This window comes from Marinobacter sp. G5_S1_61_S3, assembly GCF_054968585.1.
In genome coordinates this window covers 195,405-213,407 of the sequence record NZ_JBQKUK010000001.1, presented here as the reverse complement: position 1 = coordinate 213,407, position 18,003 = coordinate 195,405, and the positions used below count along the sequence as shown (strand labels likewise).

Genomic DNA, 18,003 nt, shown 5'->3' with positions numbered 1-18,003 from the left:
AAACACTTTAGCGTTTTACCGACAACGACGCATCTCAGGGTCACTTGAAATGAGACATTCCTGCATTTTCACCACCGTTCCCCTGTTTGCCCTGACATTGGCCGGCTGTGGGCCAGATGATTCTTCAGACAGTAATTTCATCAACCCGGCAACCAGCGTGGCGTTGACGTTCGAAAGCTTTGATATCCAGAACGAAGATGGGCTGCCCCCCGTACTGCCTCAAACCATATTCTACGATTTTTACCGGGGCGTTGAGCCCGCTGACGGGGAGGACGACGAGGGAATAGCAACACAGCTGCGTGAGCGTCTTAATACGCTAATGGGCCTGACGCCAAGCAACGATGGTACCCGCTACACCAGTGCCCGCAATCCGATGGACTTCCTGCAACATGTCATTTCATCGAACCAGGTGGACTCATTCAACCGGGGCCGCCGACTGATGCGGGACAGCATGAACAGCGGTGACCCCGCTACCTACAACACACCGGACAAGAACGCGCAGATCCACTTTACCGAAACCGGTGGCAACAATGGAACCGAGCCTGAACCTGACCAGATCTGGGTCTATCCGCTACTGGACTGGACCAGCAACCCGCAACTGAACAAGATTTTCCGGTCCTTTCAGTTTATCGCCAGGGCGCCCGATCAGAATGACAGTTCACCGTCAGAGATTGCCAGTGCGTTCTGGAGTGGCCGCTTTGCAAATGAAAGCTTCTCGGTGAGCGGTTACAACCGGCCAGAGTTTGCGTCGCTGAGTTTTACCGGTCGCTCACTGGGCCACGGGGAACTGTTTCAGGAGTTCATCAGAAACAAATCAGACATGCTGACATTCCTGGACACATCCGGCATTACCGTTGACGGCCAGGAACCGGACTGCATTCGGGTCAGAGTGGACTATGAGGCTGCAGAAGTGCGCGTTTTTACATCCAGTGGCGAAGACCCTACCATCGAGGATGACGAAACCGGGGAAACCTCTCCCAATCCGGCACATTGCGGAAACCAGCAGAACGGCAGCGAGGCCATTTTCTACCAGTCCGTGACTATCGATGAGCGTCAGTAACCGGTATTGCCCTGCATATCCCAGTTCTTGAGGAACCCCTTCTTGCGGTCGATCATGCGCTCGTAGGTCGAGATCATGATGGCGGCATGAGGGGCTTTGGTCAGTCGGAGGGTTTCAATACGGCGCTCAAGGCGCGCCACTTCGGTACTGACCTGCTGGCAGACGTGGGACCGAACACTGTCGTGATGGTCAAGCTTGACCGGGCGCGGCTGTTCCGGCCCAGGCTGTGGCTGCGTGTGTTTATCCATGATCGTCCTCTTCCACTGAGTATCCAATGATCAATACGCCGAAACCGATGATTCCGCCCATGTTTTAGTGGCTCTTTTTGGCCGGGCTGGAAGTCCTTTTATCCTTCTGTTTCGTCGGGCTTTTCCAAAGCCTCAGTACATACTGTAGCAGGCTTTGTCCACGTTGTATGATTTGGCGTAATTCTGCACAACTGTCGGACAAAACACAATAAAAATGAATAGAGTTTCATATTTTTTGCAGCGAATACGACGCTGCTACCCAAACTACACGAACAAACCCCTGCTATAGTTCCCTTCAGATCACCATATATGCGCAGCCATTTGCCGTAACAGCCCCATTCCATCCCGGCCAGGAAGACCGCTTATGAACCAGACATCCGTTGCCGACACACTAAGGGAATACCTTTCCCTGCTGGAGCTGCTTGACGATGCGTACTGGGAGGCGAGCTCCATTCAGCACAAGGACATGCTTTACGACATCATCAGCATCTTCAGTCAGGAAGTGGCTGAGATCAACAAACTCAGCATCATGGACCACCATTACCCCTACGAAGTTATCACTGAGGGAATCCGGCGGGTGGTCCCCAAGCTGGAGCGGCTGGATGAAAGTCGGGAGGATGTGATCCAGCGAACCCAGACACTCACCGACTTCCGGGATATCCTGTCGTCAGTGCTGGGGATACTGGAGGAACAGCTGGCGACCCTTTAAGGGGTCAGGCCGCCACCAGGGGCCTGCGGTTTTCCGGTATCAACGGGAAACGGTCGCACACTGTGTAGACAAACCGCGCCAGCGCCGGCAGGTGGTGGCCAACAATGGGGATGCCGGTGTTGAGCAGGCTGACGGAAATGTCCCGGGCTGCATCGGCCCAGCACAGCTTGTTGATCAGACCAATGTGACCAAAGGCATGCCTGCTTTGCTGGCCCCAAAGCCCCACGGGGTTGCCTCCAAGCATCATGCCCGCACTGAAGCGCATGGGGATCATCATCGTGCGGTCAATCTGTAGCGAGCCAAACTGTTGGATGGAGCGCCTCACGGTCATCTCGCTGCAAATACGTTTGCCATTCCAGACCCCACCATTAAGCATCATCTGAAAGAAACGCCCCATTTCCTCGGCGGTGCCACACAGGTTGCCTGCAGGGATAACCGCCTCCTGGAAGCGGGGATCATTGGAGACTCGTTCCACGGTGCGTATATCGCCTCCCAGCGCCCGGTTCACAATCCAGGATACCGGAAAGCGAGGCGTTGGGCCGGTGGCATAGTTGCCGGCCAGCTTATCCACGTCTGCGGGTGCAATCCCATAGGTAAACCACTTCATACCCATGGGCTTGCGGAGGTGTCGGTCGATATACGCCTCAATGGTATCGCCGGTCACTTTCTCCAGTACCCGCTGCAACACAAAGCCCCCGGTGATGGCGTGGTACGCCACTTTGGCACCATCCACCTCCACCGGCTTCGCTTCACACAGCAGGCGCCAGATTTCGTCCCTGTCCCAGAGCACATCAATGGGGGTTTCCCGGGGAATAGCCGGAATGCCGCCACGGTGGGACAACACCTGGTGAATGGTAATGGTGCGCTTACCACCCCCCGCGAACTCCGGGCAGTAATACGACACCGGGTCCATTAGATTGACCAGTCCCTGTTCCGCCAGGATGTGGATTAGCAGGGCCGTGACTGCCTTGGAGGCGGAGAAATAGCAAATGGGAGTCTCGGTGGTCATCGGCACCTTCAGCGCGTCCACGGCGTCATGGGGCCCGTTGCCACTGGCATGGCCGATGGCTCGATGCAGGATCTGTTCGCCCCGGTGCCTGACCGACAGCTGTATGCCCGGATGCACTCCGGTTCGGTACAACCGCTCAACGCTGTGCCAGATGGCCTCGACAACCTCGGGGCTCACTCCGGCCAGCTCCGGTTTCTCGCCAGCCTCATCGCGGTGGGTTACTGACGCCAGGTCAGTGGGAACGGCGGAGGTGTGGAGCGCACGGCGGGCAATTCGGTTCATCGCTTGACCTTTGATTCCGGAGACTGTCTTTTCGCACATCCTGACGCTGGATATCACCCGGCACATTGGCCGGATAGCGGGCCTGGCTGCGTCAACTCATCCAGCACATCGTCTTCAGGGATTATGGGCTTCCTCGGTCAAGGGTGCCAGTACCACCTGATTGCGGCCATCGGCCTTGGCCTGATACATGGCCCTGTCGGCCGCCGCGCACAGGGTATCGGCGCTTTCACCATGGTCGGGAAATACGGAAACGCCGATACTGACGGTCAGTGCGACCGTGTTGCCATTCCCCAGAGATTGTGGGGCATCACCCACCAGCCGGCGCAGTCGTTCTGCGGTATCCAGCGCCTCGCGATAGTCCATTTCCGGCAACAGGATAACAAACTCTTCGCCGCCAAACCGACCGACACTATCCGCACTCCGCACGCTCTCTGCCAGCAATGCACTAACCGCCTTCAGCACGGCATCGCCGGCGGCGTGCCCATACAAGTCATTGATGTTCTTGAAATGGTCAAAGTCGATCCAGAGCAACGCCAAGTTTCGACCATAGCGCGTGGCACGGACAATTTCCTCATCCAGCAACCGAGCCATCTCCCGACGATTCAGCAACCCTGTCAGCGGGTCCCGGGCCGCCATCTCGGACAACTCGTTTTCAAGCGCTTTACGGTCAGAGATATCCAGCACAATCCCCTCAAGCACCAACTCACCCTCACCCTCGACACTGCGACCGCATTCCCAGACCCAGATCCGCGTTCCATCCTTGCGGACAAGGGAATACTCGATGGAAAACAGCTCCGCATTGCCGATGGCCAGGTCCACAGCTTGCAGCGTGGCCTCATCAATGCCTTCTGCGATCAGTTCGGCAAAACTGATCACTTTGTTGTTGATCAGTTCATCCGGCTCGTAGCCGGTCAACTCACGACAGCCTTTGGAGGCGGATAGCAAGGTCCAGTGCTCATCGTATAGGCACCGGTAGGCCATGCCAGGCAGGCTATCCAGTATGGTAGCCAACTGGCGCTCGCGCTGACGGGCCGTCGTCTCTGCCCGGCGGATATCGGTAATGTCCTGTCCAATAGCGATTGACCCTGCGAGTTCACCCGCTTCATTCCGCAGGCTGCGGGAGTTCCAGGACAGTTGTCGCTCACGCCCGTCGCGGGTGGTTATCCAGGTTTCGTAACCGACAACCTCACCCTCATCACGAAGGATCTCGTTCGCCCTCTCACGGATTCTGGCCCTGTTTTCCTCATCGGGATACAACAGCTGCCAGATCTCATCGGACCCGATCACTGCCTCCCTTGGATAACCGCTGATGTCTTCCGCGGCCTTGTTCCAGAGTACAACCCGGCCCTCCGGGTCCAACACGTTGATCCAGACATTGGCGCGCTCAATCACGCTTTCACGGAACTGGCTCAGTTCCCGGTTTTCCTTGCGTTGATGGCGATATAGCGACAACAACTTCCGATCATTGGTGAACTGTCGAATCAACAACAGGAAAAGCGCGAGCCCGGTCACCAGGACGAAAAGCGTGCCCTTGTAGGTTTGTATCCGGCTAAGTACGTCCGGATCGGGAAACCATTGCTGCACCAGATAGTCGGAAAACGTAATCCACAACCATCCCACCAGTATGTAGGTTCCAACAATCCACAACGAACGCCGAAGCGGTGTAGGGCGGCCTTGAAGTCTCTCCATTTGATGTTTTCCCCGGGTTCCGGCTGCTTCCCTGTCGGTGTGAACACCTCGGGCCAAAATCGAAGGCATTACACCCTGAAAATAGTCACAGACAGCGCTGCCGTCGAGGGAATAGTGCAATTGATGAGGCATAAAAAAACCCGGAGGGTGTTTCCACCGTCCGGGTTTTGCCAGGCTTTGTAAGCTTACTTCACCTGTGCGCGAGCCTCTTCAAGAATGCGGTTGAAGGTCTCGCTGGGCTGCATGATCTTGCAGACTTTCTCGGCCGGTGGGTGATAGTAACCACCGATATCGGCCGGATGGCCCTGGATCACACTCATTTCTTCCAGGATCTTGTCCTTGTTGTCTTCCAGTTGCTTCGACAGCTTGGCGAAGAAGTCCTTCAGATCCTTGTCGTCATCCTGGTTGGCCAGTTCCTCCGCCCAGTAACGGGCGAGGTGGAAGTGGCTGCCGCGGTTGTCCAGCTCACCGGTGTTGCGCGACGGCGACTGGTTGTTCTCCAGCAGGCGTTCAGTGGCTTTGTCCAGGGTCAGGCCCAGCAGGCGCGCCCGCTCGTTGTTCTGCTTTTCACCCAGTTCTTCCAGGGAAACAGCCGTGGCCAGGAACTCGCCCAGCGAGTCCCAGCGCAGGTGATTTTCCTGCAGCAGTTGCTGAACGTGCTTCGGCGCGGAACCGCCAGCACCAGTCTCGTAAAGGCCGCCGCCGTTAAGCAGGGGCACGATGGACAGCATCTTGGCACTGGTGCCCAGCTCCAGGATCGGGAACAGGTCGGTAAGGTAGTCGCGCAGGACGTTACCAGTGACGGAGATAGTATCCAGACCACGAATCAGTCGCTCCATGGTCCAGCGAATGGCACGTACGGGCGACTTGATGAGGATGTCCAGGCCGTCGGTATCGTGTTCCTTGAGATACATTTCCACTTTCTTGATCAGCTCGGCGTCGTGCGGGCGCTCATCGTCGAGCCAGAACAGGGCTGGCATGCCGGTAGCGCGGGCGCGGTTAACCGCCAACTTGACCCAATCGCGGATTGGCAGATCCTTGGTCTGGCAGGCACGCCAGATGTCGCCCTTCTCGACCTTGTGCTCGGTCAGCACGGCGCCGTCTTCAGCGATGACACGAACGATGCCGTCTTCCTTGATTTCAAAGGTCTTGTCGTGGGAGCCGTACTCTTCAGCCTTCTGCGCCATCAGGCCAACGTTCGGCACCGTGCCCATGGTGGTGGGATCAAACGCGCCGTGGGTCTTACAGAAGTTGATCACTTCCTGGTAGATGGTGGCGTAGGTGCTCTCAGGCATCACCGCTTTGGTGTCCTTGAGCTTGTTGTCCCGGGCCCACATCTTGCCGGAGTTACGGATCATCGCCGGCATGGAGGCATCAACAATGACGTCGCTGGGTACGTGCAGGTTGGTGATGCCCTTGACGGAATCTACCATGGCAATTTCCGGACGATGCTCATAGCAGGCGTGCAGGTCTTCCAGAATCTGCTCCTGCTTGGACTCCGGCAGTTGCTTGATTTTGTCCGTCACACTGGAAAGACCGTTGTTGGGGTTCACGCCCAGCTCGTCGAACAGTTCACCGTACTTGTCGAACAGTTCCTTGTAGAAGATCTTTACCGCGTGACCGAAGACGATCGGGTGGGAGATCTTCATCATCGTGGCTTTGACGTGCAGGGAGAACATCACGCCGGTCTTCTCGCAGTCTTCGATGCAATCATCGAAGAACTTGCGAAGTGCTTTGCAGCTCATGAACATGCCGTCCAGCACTTCGCCTTCCTGCAGTGCCAGTTCACTCTTGAGAACGGTCTGCTTACCCTTGGCGTTCTCAAAAACGATACGGGCGTTGGTGGCCTTGTCCAGTGTCAGAGACTGTTCGTTGGAGTAGAAATCACCGCCGCGCATGTGGGCCACGTGGGTGCGTGACGCCGGGCTCCACTCGCCCATGGTGTGGGGGTGTTTGCGGGCAAAGGCCTTGACTGCTGTGGGGGCACGACGGTCGGAGTTACCTTCACGCAGCACCGGGTTTACAGCGCTGCCCAGTACTTTGGAGTAGCGGGCATGGATTTCTTTCTCTTCGTCAGACTCAGGGTGTTCCTTGTACTCGGGAACGTTGTAACCCTGGTCATTGAGCTCCTTGATGGCAGCCCGCAGCTGGGGAATTGAGGCACTGATGTTGGGAAGCTTGATGATGTTGGCTTCCGGGTCCTTGGTGTAGTCACCCAGCTCTTTGAGGTCGTCCGGAACTTGTTGCTTTTCTTCCAGGTAATCAGGGAAGAGCGCGAGAATACGGGCAGCAAGCGAGATGTCGCTGGTGCCGAACTCGATGCCTGCGGGCTTGGCGTAAGTTTCGAGGATGGGAAGAAGTGACCGTGTCGCGAGGGCGGGGGCCTCATCGGTCAGTGTGTAAATGATCTTGGCTTTGGATGATGTCATTTTCGTCCTCAGGCTGATGGGTGAGTTCAGGACGGTCACCGCAGGGTCAGCCGTCTTGTGAACGTCTGGCTTGAGCGATGACTGATTCGGGAACTTTTGATAGACCTACTAAGATAGCATTTTTTTGCCAATTCTGGTTACGATCTTAGTATAAGAACCGACTAAAAGTTCGCTAAAAGCCGTTACAGGGTGATGAAAAGGCAGGAATTTACGAAACTTTCGGACATTTGGGTTTGGGAGTGTCGCGCTGGAGGTGGGGACAACCAAAACACGCTCAAGCACGTCCGTGTGGCGCTTGGGCTCCGCCATCCATGGCTCCGCACAGTTTTGGTTGTCCCCACCTCCAACGCTCGGCAAACTCCTTGCATGCCCGCCACGGGGCCGATACAAGATTGGATTGGCCGAAGGCGTAATCCCCGACAGCCGATCCAACGGCAAATTCACCCCTTCGGCAACAACTCCACCTCTTCCAGGCAATCACGAATCCGGTCCAACGCCTCCGGATTGCCAAGAGCATCCCGGTTGTCGGCTTTGTTGGAACCGTTGATCAGGCGCGCCACCGCCAGCTCCACTTTCTTACCGCTGCGCGTGTAGGGAATATCCGGCACCTGGATGATGTGTTTCGGTACGTGGCGGGGGCTTGCGCCCTGGCGGATGCGGGTTTTGAGGTTTTTCTGAAGGTCGTCGGTGAGGGCCTGGCCCTCTGCCGGGACCACCAGCAAGACCACTTCCACGTCACCTTCGATCTGACGACCAACAACCAGGCTGTCTTTGACTTCCGCCACGGTTTCCACCTGGCGGTAGATCTCAGCGGTACCGATTCTCACACCGCCCGGGTTAAGGGTGGCATCTGAACGGCCGTAGATGACGGCGCCGCCGTGTTCGGTGAATTCGATGAAGTCGCCGTGGGCCCAGACATCCGGGAAGGTGTTGAAGTAGGCGTCTTTATAGCGCTCGTTGCCGGGGTCGTCCCAGAAGGCGACGGGCATGGAAGGCAGCGGCTGCCGGCAGACGAGTTCGCCTCGGCCGCCACTGACGGGCTGGCCGTCGTCGCCGTAGGCCACGGCGTCAACGCCCAGGAAGCGGCACTGGATTTCGCCACGGCGCACCGGCAACAGCGGTGTGGAGCCCACGAAGCAGCCGCAGATGTCGGTGCCGCCGGCGATGGAGCCCAGCAATACGTTGGGGGCGCCGTCACTGTAGATCCAGTCATAGTCTTCCGGCAACAGGGGCGAGCCAGTGGAGAAGACGACTCTCAAGGCCGTCAGGTCCAGGTTTTTCGCCGGGGCCAGTTCAGCCTTGCGACAGCCGGCGATGAACCGTGCGCTGGTGCCGTAATGGGTGACTTTCTCGTCGGCCACCACCTGCCATAGATAGTTCAGGTCCGGGTAGCCAGGTGAGCCGTCGACGGTGATGACGGCCGCGCCAGTCAGTAGGGCAGACGCCTGCCAGTTCCACATCATCCAGCCGCAGGTGGTGAAGTACAGGAAGCGGTCGTCGGGGCCGACATCGCCATGGAGCATCAGTTCTTTGGCGTGGTTGACCAGCAGGCCAGCGTTGCCATGCACGATGCACTTGGGTTTGCCGGTGGTGCCGGAGGAATAGAGGATGTACACCGGGTGCTCCGGTGGCAACGGTGTGAAGGAGGGCGCCTGGCCCTGTCCCTCGGCAAGGGCCTCATCCCAGTGGGTGACCTTGTCGCCAGCGACGGCGGGTTCGCCTGGCAGCTGTTCGATGCTGACAACGCAGCGCAGGCTGGGCAGGCCGTCAATCAGGCCGGCGAAGTCATCCTGGCGGTTGAAGACCTTGCCGCCATAGCCGTAGCCGTTGACCACGATCAGCGCTGCCGGCTCAATCTGGCCGAAGCGATCAAGGATGGCGCCCACGCCGAAATCCGGTGACGCGGAACTCCAGACGGCGCCCAGGCTGGTGGCCGCCAACATACCCACAAGGGCCTCATAACCATTGGTGACCACACCGGCCACGCGGTCACCCTGTCGAATCCCTTTGTTGCGCAGGAAGGCTTCCAGGGCACCGGTGTCCGCTTTCAATTCAGCGTAGGTGCGGCGCAGTACCGGGCGGGTTTCGCAGTAGGCCACAACCGCTTCGCGCTCGGCGTGGTCGCCTTCCGCCAACCGCAGCAGGTTGGCCGCAAAGTTGAGTTTCATACCGGGGAACCACTCCGCGCCGGGCATATCACGTTTGCCCAGAACCGCATCGGCTGGCGTGTCGCATACCAGGCCACAGTAGTCCCATACCTTTTGCCAGAAGGTCTCTAGGTTCTCAATGGACCACCGGTGGAGGGCGTGGTAATCGGCAAACGGGCCGAAACCCTGTTGCTCCAGCCAACCCTGGAACTGGCCCATCTGGCAGTGTTTCAGTGTGTCCTGCGAAGGAGACCAGACCACTGGTGATTGTTCTGTGTTGCTCATCCGTCTCTCCTGTTGCTTACTGCATATGCCAGCCGTGACTGACCACAATGGATTGGCCAGTGAGTGCCGCCGAGGGGAAGGCCGCCAGGTGCACTGCCAGCTCGGCGACGTCTTCCAGGGTGGTGAATTTGCCATCGACGGTATTCTTCAGCATAACCTTACTGATGACCTCTTCTTCGGAAATGCCCAGCTCCTTGGCCTGCTCCGGGATCTGCTTGTCCACCAAGGGCGTTCTGACAAAACCGGGGCAGATGATGTTACTACTCACACCATGCTCGGCCCCCTCTTTCGCCACCGCCCGGCACAGGCCCAGCATGCCGTGCTTCGCCGCCACGTAGGGCGCCTTGAGGGGAGACGCTTCCAGGGAGTGGACAGACCCCATGTACAACATGGTCCCGCCCCCACTGGCGTACATCTGTTTGAGGGCTGCTCGCGTTACCAGAAACGCCCCGTCCAGATGAACATTCATCACTTTACGCCAGTCGGCAAAGGCCAGTTTATGCAATGGGTCGATATGCTGGATACCGGCGTTGGCCAGGGCCACGTCGAGGCCACCCCATTTTTCCACGATGGCGGCCACGCCTTGGTCAACCGCCTTCTCATCCGTAACGTCCATGGCCAGGGCCATGGCGGTGCCCCCTGCCTTTTCAATGGCATCAACGGCGTCCTGGGCGCTTTCCAGGGTTAGGTCGGCCACGGCCACCCGGGCGCCCTCACGGCCATATTGTTCGGCTATGGCCCGGCCAATTCCGCGCCCTGCCCCGGTGATCAGGGCTATCCGGTTTTCTAGACGCATGTTTCTCTCTCCTTAGTCGTAAGCCACGCTAGGCAGCCAGGTCGCGATTTCGGGCACCAGGAAGACAATCGCCAGAGCCACCAGCTGAATAATGATGAAGGGTATGACGCCCTTGTAGATGTCGGTCACCTTGATTTCCGGCGGCGCCACACCCTTGATGTAGAACAGTGCAAAGCCGACAGGTGGCGTCAGGAACGACGTCTGCAGGCACATGGCGAAGAGGATGGTGAACCACACCAAATCAAAGCCCAGTTGCTGAACCACCGGTGCCACCAACGGCAGGATGATCAGGGTGATCTCAACCCAATCGAGGAAGAATCCCAGCAGGAACACCCCGAACAGAATGGTCAGAACCACGCCATAGGGACCGAACGGCAGGCCGAGCAGGGCCTCTTCGATAACAGCATCACCGCCAAGGCCCCGCAGCACCACGGAAAACGCCGTTGCGCCGAGGAAAATTGCGAAGATGAAAGCGGCCGTGCGGGTGGTTTGCTGCAACGACGCATTCAGCACTTTCAGCGTCAGTCGTCGGGACATCAGAGCCAGTAGCAACGCACCCAGAGCACCAACACCAGAGGCTTCGGTGGGAGTGGCGATGCCAGCGAAAATAGAGCCCAGGACACCGAGAATCAGCGCCGCCGTGGGCAAAACCGCCTTGGCAACTTCCCAGACAATACTCCAGGACACTTTCTCCGTACCCTCGGGCACCGGAGCAATATTCGGCTGCAACATCGGACGAATCATCGCATAGCCAACGTACATCGCACCCAGCAGCAGACCGGGCAGAAACGCGCCCATAAACAGATCGCCCACAGAGGCTTCCGGGACCGCCAGTCGATCCGCCATCAGCACCAGCATGATGGACGGTGGAATCAGGATACCCAGAGTGCCGGTGGCACAGGCGGTACCGACGGCAAATCCCTTGTCGTATTTGTTCTCCATCATCACCGGCAGGGACAACATACCCAGAAGCACCACCGACGCACCGATAATGCCGGTGGTTGCGGCCAATAGTACGCCGATCACAATCACCGTCACGGCATAACCGCCACGCACGGCACCAAACAGTTTTACCATGCTGTTCATCAATCGTTCGGCAACGCCGGACTGATCCAGCATGATGCCCATGAAGATGAACATGGGCAGCGCCACCAGGGTCTCGCTGTTAACGATGCTCCAGATTCGTTCTGGCACGAGGCCCATTGATGAGGGGTAATCAAACCAGAGGTTGGCACCAAAATTCTCTACCGCAACAACACCGACCACCGTCCAGATGACGGCCGTGCCACCCAGCACCCAGGCCACCGGATAACCGGTCATCAACAATGTCCCGAACGTCAGGAACATGCCGATTACAAACAGGGTTTCAAGCTCCATCAGGACGCATCCTCTTTCTTGTTATTCCCGGACTCGACCCGGACTGGCTTTGGAAAACCGAACAGCAATGCCGTCACTTTCAGCAGGCGCGACAGTGCGGCCAAGGCGATAAGGATAAATGACAGCGCCAGGACGGCTTTCAGGAACCAACGATGTGGCAGCCCGGCCGGTGCCTGACTGGTTTCGCCCTGTTGCCAGGAACTGAAGGCGTAGGGAACCATCTCGTAAATCGCCAGCCCCAGGAAGGGCATCAGCAGGAACAGCAGGCCAAGCAGTTCAACCCAGCCCTGACCTCGCAGAGACAGCCGCTCATGGAGAACGTCCACCCGAACGTGGTCATCCACCACCAGGGTGTAGCCCAGCCCCAGCAACCAGCCGATGCCCGCCAGGTGCCACTGGACCTCTTCTAGCGTGACCGAACCCTGACCGAACGCATAACGGCCAACGACGGCCCAGATAATAACGCCAGTGACCACCACCCAGAGCCACGAAGCTCCCTTGCCGATTGCCGAGATCACGCGGTCCATCCATTGACTGACGCGGGTTGTCGGCAGCTCCGTATGGTGGTGGAGAAATTCGTCGGTGTCAGACACCGATGGCCGCACGTTCTGCGGTGAGCCTTTACCAGACACCGTCATACAACAGTTCCTCACTCAGAAAGCCGATTGTGAAACAAGGATGGCCCCGAAGGGCCATCCAGACTTGATCAGAGAATACCGACGCTCTGGCCGGCATCTCGGGGTCGGCCCCGGACCTTACAGATCCGCCGGAACATAAGCGCGGGTGTCCCACACCTTGTAGGATTCCATGAACTCCTGCTGGCTTTCATAGACGCGCTTGAAGTCGGCATCCTTGGAGGCTTCTTCCTCAAGCACTTCCTGAGTTACTTCCTTCAGCTTGAGCAGAACGTCGCGGGGGATCTGGTCGGCCTGAACGCCCTTGTCCTGGAACTCGGCCAGAACCTTGCCGTTCTTGTACTCGCCTTCTGCGAGACCACGCGTGGTCGCTGCGGTGCAAGAAGCCTCAACCAGCGCCTTCTGGGCGTCAGTCGCACGAGCCCACTCATCCTTGTTGATCAGCATATACTGAGCCGTGAACTGCTGGTGCCAGCCCGGGAACAGGTTGTACTTGACCACCTGATTGAAGCCGAGAATCTGGTCGATGGCGGGCATGGAGAATTCGGTGGCATCAATGGTGCCTTTCTCCAGTGCCTGGTAAAGCTCGCCGCCGGGCATCATGGTGACGGACGCGCCAAGCTTCTCCAGAACCTTGCCACCCAGACCGGCGAAGCGGATCTTCAGGCCTTTGTAGTCTTCCAGGGTTTCGATGGGGTCGGAGTACCAACCCGCTGTTTCAGGCCCAATGATGCCGCACAGTTGTGCGTGTACATCGAAGCCTTTATTGGCATAGGTTTCCTGCAGCATTTCATGCCCACCGCCGAAGTAATACCAGCCGATATAGGCAGGTGGCTTCATGCCGAACGGAACGGCGGCAAACAAGGGAATCGCTGGCACCTTGCCCTGATCGTAACCAATCCAGGTGTAGCCGGCGGATACCTTGCCATCGGAAACCGACTGCAGAATATCAAACGGGGGAACCAGCTTGCCGGGCTCGTAAACACGAACCTGGATGCTGCCATCGGAAGCGGTATTGAGGTTTTCAGCGACCCAGGCGGCAGGTGACCCCAGGCCAGGCAGGTTAGTAGCGAAGGCGACCGGCATTTTCCAGCGCAGGTCATCTGCGAACGCCGATCCGGTAGTCAGGGCGATCGCACCGGCGATACCGGTAAGTGCCTTGAAGAGTTTCATTGGCAAGTCTCCTAGCATTGTTGTTGTATTCGGCCAAACAGGAACGTTCCCGACGGGCCTTATCTGAGTGTAGTCAGACATCGCAGGAAACGAGACAGACAAGATGTGTTTTGGGTCCAACGATAGCGCCAGTCTTGTTTTCTGCGTTGTTCTGACGTCCTGCATCCGGGATATAGCAGGCACTGTGCCAATCACAATATTTTGTTATTTATCAAACAGATAAAAACGAGGCAAGACATCGCACATGATAGATAGTCCGGAAAACCGGACGCATATAGACATCCGTCGTAGGGGTTTGTACGGATAACAGGACAGGCGTCCTGATTTCAGGACATCTTGGCGAGTTTTTCGTAAAGCACCGAACGCGAAATACCCAGCAGTTTGGCTGCCCGGGTACGATTACCACGACTGGCGACCAACGCTTCTTCAATTGCCTGGGCTTCGGCATCGGCCAGGGTTTTAGCCAGTGGACGCACTGGCTGTGGCACCAGCGATGAGGCTGGCCGGTTGCCATTGCGGGGCAACACCTTGAAAATGGCATCGGCGTCCAGCAGACCACCGTCTTCACCCATGGTCAGGGCCCGCTCCAGCACATTGCGCAGCTCACGGATATTACCGGGCCAGTCGTAACCGCCCAAAGCTGCCACACCAGCGTCGGTGATTTCACCCCGCATCTCCAGACCGTCGCAGATTTCACCCAGCAGGGCCTCACACAGCACGCCCAGATCGGCCAGGCGGTCCCGCAACGGAGGAATAGGGATTTCCAGCACGTTCAGCCGGTAATACAGGTCCGACCGGAACTCACCTTCGGCAATCATCGCCTCCAGGTTGCGACTGGTCGCGGCAATGACCCGCACATCCACCGAGGCCACCTTGTTGGAGCCCAGAGGCTCAATCTCACCTTCCTGCAACGCCCGCAGCAGTTTTGCCTGCAACGGCAGTGGCATATCCCCGACTTCATCCAGAAACAGGGTGCCGCCGTTGGCGAGCTGGAACTTGCCTTCCCGGGTGCGGCGATCCGCCCCGGTGTAGGCTCCGGGTGCTACGCCGAAAAATTCAGCTTCCAGCAGGTTGTCTGGAATCGCAGCCACGTTCACGCCCACAAAAGGCTTGTCGGCACGGGTAGAAACGGAATGAATGGCCTGCGCCAGCACCTCCTTGCCGGTGCCGGTTTCACCCAGCAGCAGCACCGGCATGTCACGGCCGGCCGCCAACCGGGCCCGGCGCTTGACCTCCAGTGCTGCGGGGCTGGCACCCACAAAGTCGGCGAGGTTGTAGCGAGTGCCACGCGCCTTCTTGGCCAGCGCCTTACGAGCAGCCGCCAGATCCTGATGCAGGCGACGGTACTTGGCCACCAACGGCGTCAGCGGTTGCAGGTCGTCATACAGCACAAACGCCACCGCCCCCATGATGCGCCCTTCGTCGTCATAAAACGGCAGCCGGGTCACCACCAGTTGTTGCTTGCTGTGCTCCATAATGTCGAGCAGCAGGGGTTTACCGGTTTCCACCACTTCCGGCATACGACTCTGGGGAATCACCTGGCGAACAGGTTTACCGATGACGGCCCTGGGGTCTTCCAACCCGAGCAGATGGGCATAACTGTTGTTGATCCAGGTAATACGGCTTTGATGGTCAACCGCAATCGCGCCGGCACTGGCTTCCTCAAACATGGGAAACAGTGCCTCGATCAGATCCCTGGTCAGGCCACTCTTGTTATTCTCGGTAAACAGCTCTGTCATGTACCCTGTACCACCGGGTTGGATGTTATTCATGGCAATATCCAGAGCACCCGGCGAACCGGGTGCAGAGACGGAAGTATATGGCGCCCCCGGAACAGGGGCAAACAATGCCGGCCCGGAACCTGCCCGGGCCGACCGACAGGGGTGTCAGTCTGGAATCTGTACCTGATCGTCAGCGAACACGATGCGGTCGCCGGCATCCGGGGCAGGATCGATCGGGGTCAGGTTAGCCTCAGACAGAGGGGTGGCCATATCGCCACGCGGTACCGTTCTGACCACCTGACTGGGCGGCAATGCCTGCTTGTCGGCAAGGTTCGCCCACACCAGATCCAGGGCCTGGAAGAAGTAGTGATGCAGCGGCACATACCGGTCCGCAATACCCGGAAAGCCGTTGAGGACATCCAGGTGATGGGCATTGAGAATCTCGTAATACCTCAGCTTGCTGTTGCTGCCCTCAACCCGCTGGTTCAGCCCGAAATAGGGCCGCGAGGTGTGGTTGATGGGCAGGATGGCGTCGGCACGACCGGTCACAAAGACCGTTGGCTTGCCCCGCAGGTTGCCAGACGCGCGAATTTGCTCAACGCCATCAGCAATACGCTCTGACCATTCCGCGGCATCACCCGACAGCGGGCTTCCGGTCACGGCATCGGTGCCCAGGGCAAGGCTTCTCAGACACAGCAGAGCATCCAGACCGTAATCCTGCTGACTGGTGCTGGGCGATGCACTGGCACTCAGATTGGCGGGCTGGCCTTCGGCACCGTCGTACACCAGATTCACCCCGGCACTGGGGGGAATACCGTTACTCGCGGAGAACAGCGCTGCTTCCTGCGCCGCAGTGATCGGCGTGACCGCTCCGCCAGCCCCCGTAGCCGCCAGGCTGATATCACACAACCTGTCCTCAACACCGGCCTGACCGTAGGCGTTGGCATAGGTGGTGGAGATGCTCTGGGCAACCGCCAGCCCGAAATGAACCGGTGCCAGCAGGTTCTGCTCCGGCTGGATACCCACTTCCTCTTCCAGGATGCGCAGCGCATCGGAGGCGCGGTCGTCGGTGGTAGCGCCTGTCACCAGGCCCTTGTTGGCCAGTGAGTTACAGATGTTCTCCGCAATCGTGAAGTTGTTGAATGTGGCGTTCAGTGGCGCCACATCACGCACTTCCGGTGCAATGTTCGCGCAACCCTGATACACCGCCAGCGCCGTGGTGTAATCCAGCAGGCTGCGGCTGTGTTCGGCCAGTTCGGGGCCACTGCCTTGGCGGATGGTAAAGCTGGTATCCACCTGCGGATTGACGTTGGGCTCCGACACCGCCACCCCGTCGATCAGCCCCTTATCGTCAAGCTCAGCGGCACGGACCGAAGCCCCACCGCCGTTGGAAACGCTGGACGCAATCACCAGGGTATCCTTCGGCTTCACCTTGATCACTTTGCGACCATTTCCGGTTTCCTGCCCGAATTCCTCGTTCAGCACATAGAAGCCGAATTCAATCGACTGCAGTACATGCCGCCCCCAGTCAGCCTCGGGGTTGGCCTTGGAGTGAGCGTGCTTGTAGGCGAAACGGTCCGGCCAGGCGGCATCAAAATCAGCCCGCGCCTGGGCATCCAGATCGGCCCGGAACTGCACCGGCTCATCCGCCTGGGTAAGAGTACCGTCGATACGCTGGGCAGAGTTGGTGGCCAGGTTGTGGGAACCGGTTCCCGTGCCCTTGTCGGTGTAGACCACGGCGCAGCCTTTCTTCAGGCCCCATTCGCCGGCGGTACCGATTGCGCCGTATATGCCGCGGGAGCCGGACGAGGGCGCCGTTACCATACAGGCGTGCTCGGGGTCGAAACTGGCCGGAACCTGGACCATCACGGTCACCGGCACATCACTGCCATTAACCGCCATGTAGGCCAGGTATTCATTACCCGCAATCAGCCCCTCGCCACTGCTATCGACCTGGGGACCAAAGAATTCGCCGTAACCACCACCGGGCACGGTGTCCACAAGAGCCCGATAGTTGTTGTAGATGGCCAGCGTCCGGAGTTCTTCAGGCGTGGGGTTGAGCGGATCATCAAAGGCCGGTGCCGTTGCACTGGCCAGGCCGCTGGCGCCAAGGCCACCGGTCAGGAGATCATCGGTGACGCCATCATACTGAGTGGAATGGACCTCTCCCTGGATGAATCCCGGGAGCTGGTTGAACGGTTTCTTGCTGCTGCTGTCGTTGCAGGCGGTACCCGTCAGAGCCACCGCACCAATCAGCGTGTACTGAAATAGCGTTTTCATAGGTTGTTCCCTGTTGTTTTTGTTAGACATGAGAACCCGGCGTACACGAACGAAGCCGGGTACCATGACAGGGGCCATGCGTATCCTGTGCCAATACAGCAGAACGTTGATTTTCATTGCTTTTTCTTGGAATTGCACTAATTCTCAAGCACTATTTCCGGAT

General features: G+C 58.4%; 13 protein-coding genes. 2 read left to right on the top strand and 11 right to left on the bottom strand.

Translation table 11 applies throughout. The annotated features are described in order from the left end of the window. Positions 1-49 precede the first annotated feature (49 nt). The gene (locus tag ACTRWH_RS00900; protein WP_462825769.1) at positions 50-1,060 is read left to right on the top strand and encodes a hypothetical protein; all 1,011 of its coding nucleotides are present in this window, start codon (positions 50-52) and stop codon (positions 1,058-1,060) included. Here ACTRWH_RS00900 and ACTRWH_RS00895 read toward each other — a convergent pair. Beyond that, positions 1,054-1,308 carry a hypothetical protein gene (locus ACTRWH_RS00895; protein WP_036207701.1) on the bottom strand — a complete coding sequence of 85 codons (255 nt, stop codon included), beginning with the start codon at positions 1,306-1,308 and terminating at the stop codon, positions 1,054-1,056. The genes ACTRWH_RS00900 and ACTRWH_RS00895 overlap by 7 nt on opposite strands. Positions 1,309-1,672: 364 nt before the next feature. Here ACTRWH_RS00895 and ACTRWH_RS00890 point away from each other — a divergent pair, with 364 nt between their 5' ends. Continuing rightward, entirely contained in the window at positions 1,673-2,017 is a 345-nt protein-coding gene (locus ACTRWH_RS00890; RefSeq protein WP_036207704.1) for a hypothetical protein, read from the top strand. Positions 2,018-2,021: 4 nt separating this feature from the next. Here the strand turns inward: ACTRWH_RS00890 and ACTRWH_RS00885 are convergent, their stop codons facing one another. The 10 genes from ACTRWH_RS00885 to ACTRWH_RS00840 form a co-directional block, all read right to left on the bottom strand. Further along, positions 2,022-3,308 carry a serine hydrolase domain-containing protein gene (locus tag ACTRWH_RS00885; protein ID WP_085678152.1) on the bottom strand — a complete coding sequence of 429 codons (1,287 nt, stop codon included), beginning with the start codon at positions 3,306-3,308 and terminating at the stop codon, positions 2,022-2,024. A 114-nt stretch (positions 3,309-3,422) separates the two neighbouring features. Beyond that, entirely contained in the window at positions 3,423-4,997 is a 1,575-nt protein-coding gene (locus tag ACTRWH_RS00880; RefSeq protein WP_126810898.1) for a sensor domain-containing diguanylate cyclase, read from the bottom strand. Between the two features lie 185 nt (positions 4,998-5,182). Beyond that, complete coding sequence (locus tag ACTRWH_RS00875) at positions 5,183-7,426, bottom strand: NADP-dependent isocitrate dehydrogenase (RefSeq protein WP_085678157.1); 2,244 nt, start codon at positions 7,424-7,426, stop codon at positions 5,183-5,185. A 440-nt stretch (positions 7,427-7,866) separates the two neighbouring features. Next, positions 7,867-9,858 (bottom strand): acetoacetate--CoA ligase, encoded by a 1,992-nt coding sequence (locus ACTRWH_RS00870; protein ID WP_462825768.1) that lies wholly within the window; start codon positions 9,856-9,858, stop codon positions 7,867-7,869. Positions 9,859-9,874: 16 nt separating this feature from the next. Further along, on the bottom strand, positions 9,875-10,654 hold the full coding sequence (locus tag ACTRWH_RS00865; protein WP_041332767.1) for a 3-hydroxybutyrate dehydrogenase: 780 nt from the start codon (positions 10,652-10,654) through the stop codon (positions 9,875-9,877). Positions 10,655-10,666: 12 nt separating this feature from the next. Next, complete coding sequence (locus ACTRWH_RS00860) at positions 10,667-12,031, bottom strand: TRAP transporter large permease (protein ID WP_288352132.1); 1,365 nt, start codon at positions 12,029-12,031, stop codon at positions 10,667-10,669. Then, a complete protein-coding gene (locus tag ACTRWH_RS00855) occupies positions 12,031-12,669 on the bottom strand; it encodes a TRAP transporter small permease subunit (RefSeq protein WP_462825767.1) in 639 nt (212 codons plus the stop codon). Before ACTRWH_RS00855 ends, ACTRWH_RS00860 begins: the two co-directional genes overlap by 1 nt. A 117-nt stretch (positions 12,670-12,786) precedes the next feature. Next, a complete protein-coding gene (locus ACTRWH_RS00850) occupies positions 12,787-13,839 on the bottom strand; it encodes a TRAP transporter substrate-binding protein (RefSeq protein WP_041332765.1) in 1,053 nt (350 codons plus the stop codon). Between the two features lie 326 nt (positions 13,840-14,165). Continuing rightward, the gene (locus tag ACTRWH_RS00845; RefSeq protein ID WP_227517830.1) at positions 14,166-15,611 is read right to left on the bottom strand and encodes a sigma-54 interaction domain-containing protein; all 1,446 of its coding nucleotides are present in this window, start codon (positions 15,609-15,611) and stop codon (positions 14,166-14,168) included. A 114-nt stretch (positions 15,612-15,725) separates the two neighbouring features. Beyond that, positions 15,726-17,840 carry a 3-hydroxybutyrate oligomer hydrolase family protein gene (locus tag ACTRWH_RS00840; protein WP_462825766.1) on the bottom strand — a complete coding sequence of 705 codons (2,115 nt, stop codon included), beginning with the start codon at positions 17,838-17,840 and terminating at the stop codon, positions 15,726-15,728. Positions 17,841-18,003: the final 163 nt, after the last annotated feature.

Coding starts and splice junctions, on each gene's coding strand:
- ACTRWH_RS00900 (WP_462825769.1), top strand. CDS start 50: ATGAGACATTCCTGCATTTTCACCACCGTTCCCCTGTTTGCCCTGACA.
- ACTRWH_RS00895 (WP_036207701.1), bottom strand. CDS start 1,308: ATGGATAAACACACGCAGCCACAGCCTGGGCCGGAACAGCCGCGCCCG.
- ACTRWH_RS00890 (WP_036207704.1), top strand. CDS start 1,673: ATGAACCAGACATCCGTTGCCGACACACTAAGGGAATACCTTTCCCTG.
- ACTRWH_RS00885 (WP_085678152.1), bottom strand. CDS start 3,308: ATGAACCGAATTGCCCGCCGTGCGCTCCACACCTCCGCCGTTCCCACT.
- ACTRWH_RS00880 (WP_126810898.1), bottom strand. CDS start 4,997: ATGGAGAGACTTCAAGGCCGCCCTACACCGCTTCGGCGTTCGTTGTGG.
- ACTRWH_RS00875 (WP_085678157.1), bottom strand. CDS start 7,426: ATGACATCATCCAAAGCCAAGATCATTTACACACTGACCGATGAGGCC.
- ACTRWH_RS00870 (WP_462825768.1), bottom strand. CDS start 9,858: ATGAGCAACACAGAACAATCACCAGTGGTCTGGTCTCCTTCGCAGGAC.
- ACTRWH_RS00865 (WP_041332767.1), bottom strand. CDS start 10,654: ATGCGTCTAGAAAACCGGATAGCCCTGATCACCGGGGCAGGGCGCGGA.
- ACTRWH_RS00860 (WP_288352132.1), bottom strand. CDS start 12,031: ATGGAGCTTGAAACCCTGTTTGTAATCGGCATGTTCCTGACGTTCGGG.
- ACTRWH_RS00855 (WP_462825767.1), bottom strand. CDS start 12,669: ATGACGGTGTCTGGTAAAGGCTCACCGCAGAACGTGCGGCCATCGGTG.
- ACTRWH_RS00850 (WP_041332765.1), bottom strand. CDS start 13,839: ATGAAACTCTTCAAGGCACTTACCGGTATCGCCGGTGCGATCGCCCTG.
- ACTRWH_RS00845 (WP_227517830.1), bottom strand. CDS start 15,611: ATGAATAACATCCAACCCGGTGGTACAGGGTACATGACAGAGCTGTTT.
- ACTRWH_RS00840 (WP_462825766.1), bottom strand. CDS start 17,840: ATGAAAACGCTATTTCAGTACACGCTGATTGGTGCGGTGGCTCTGACG.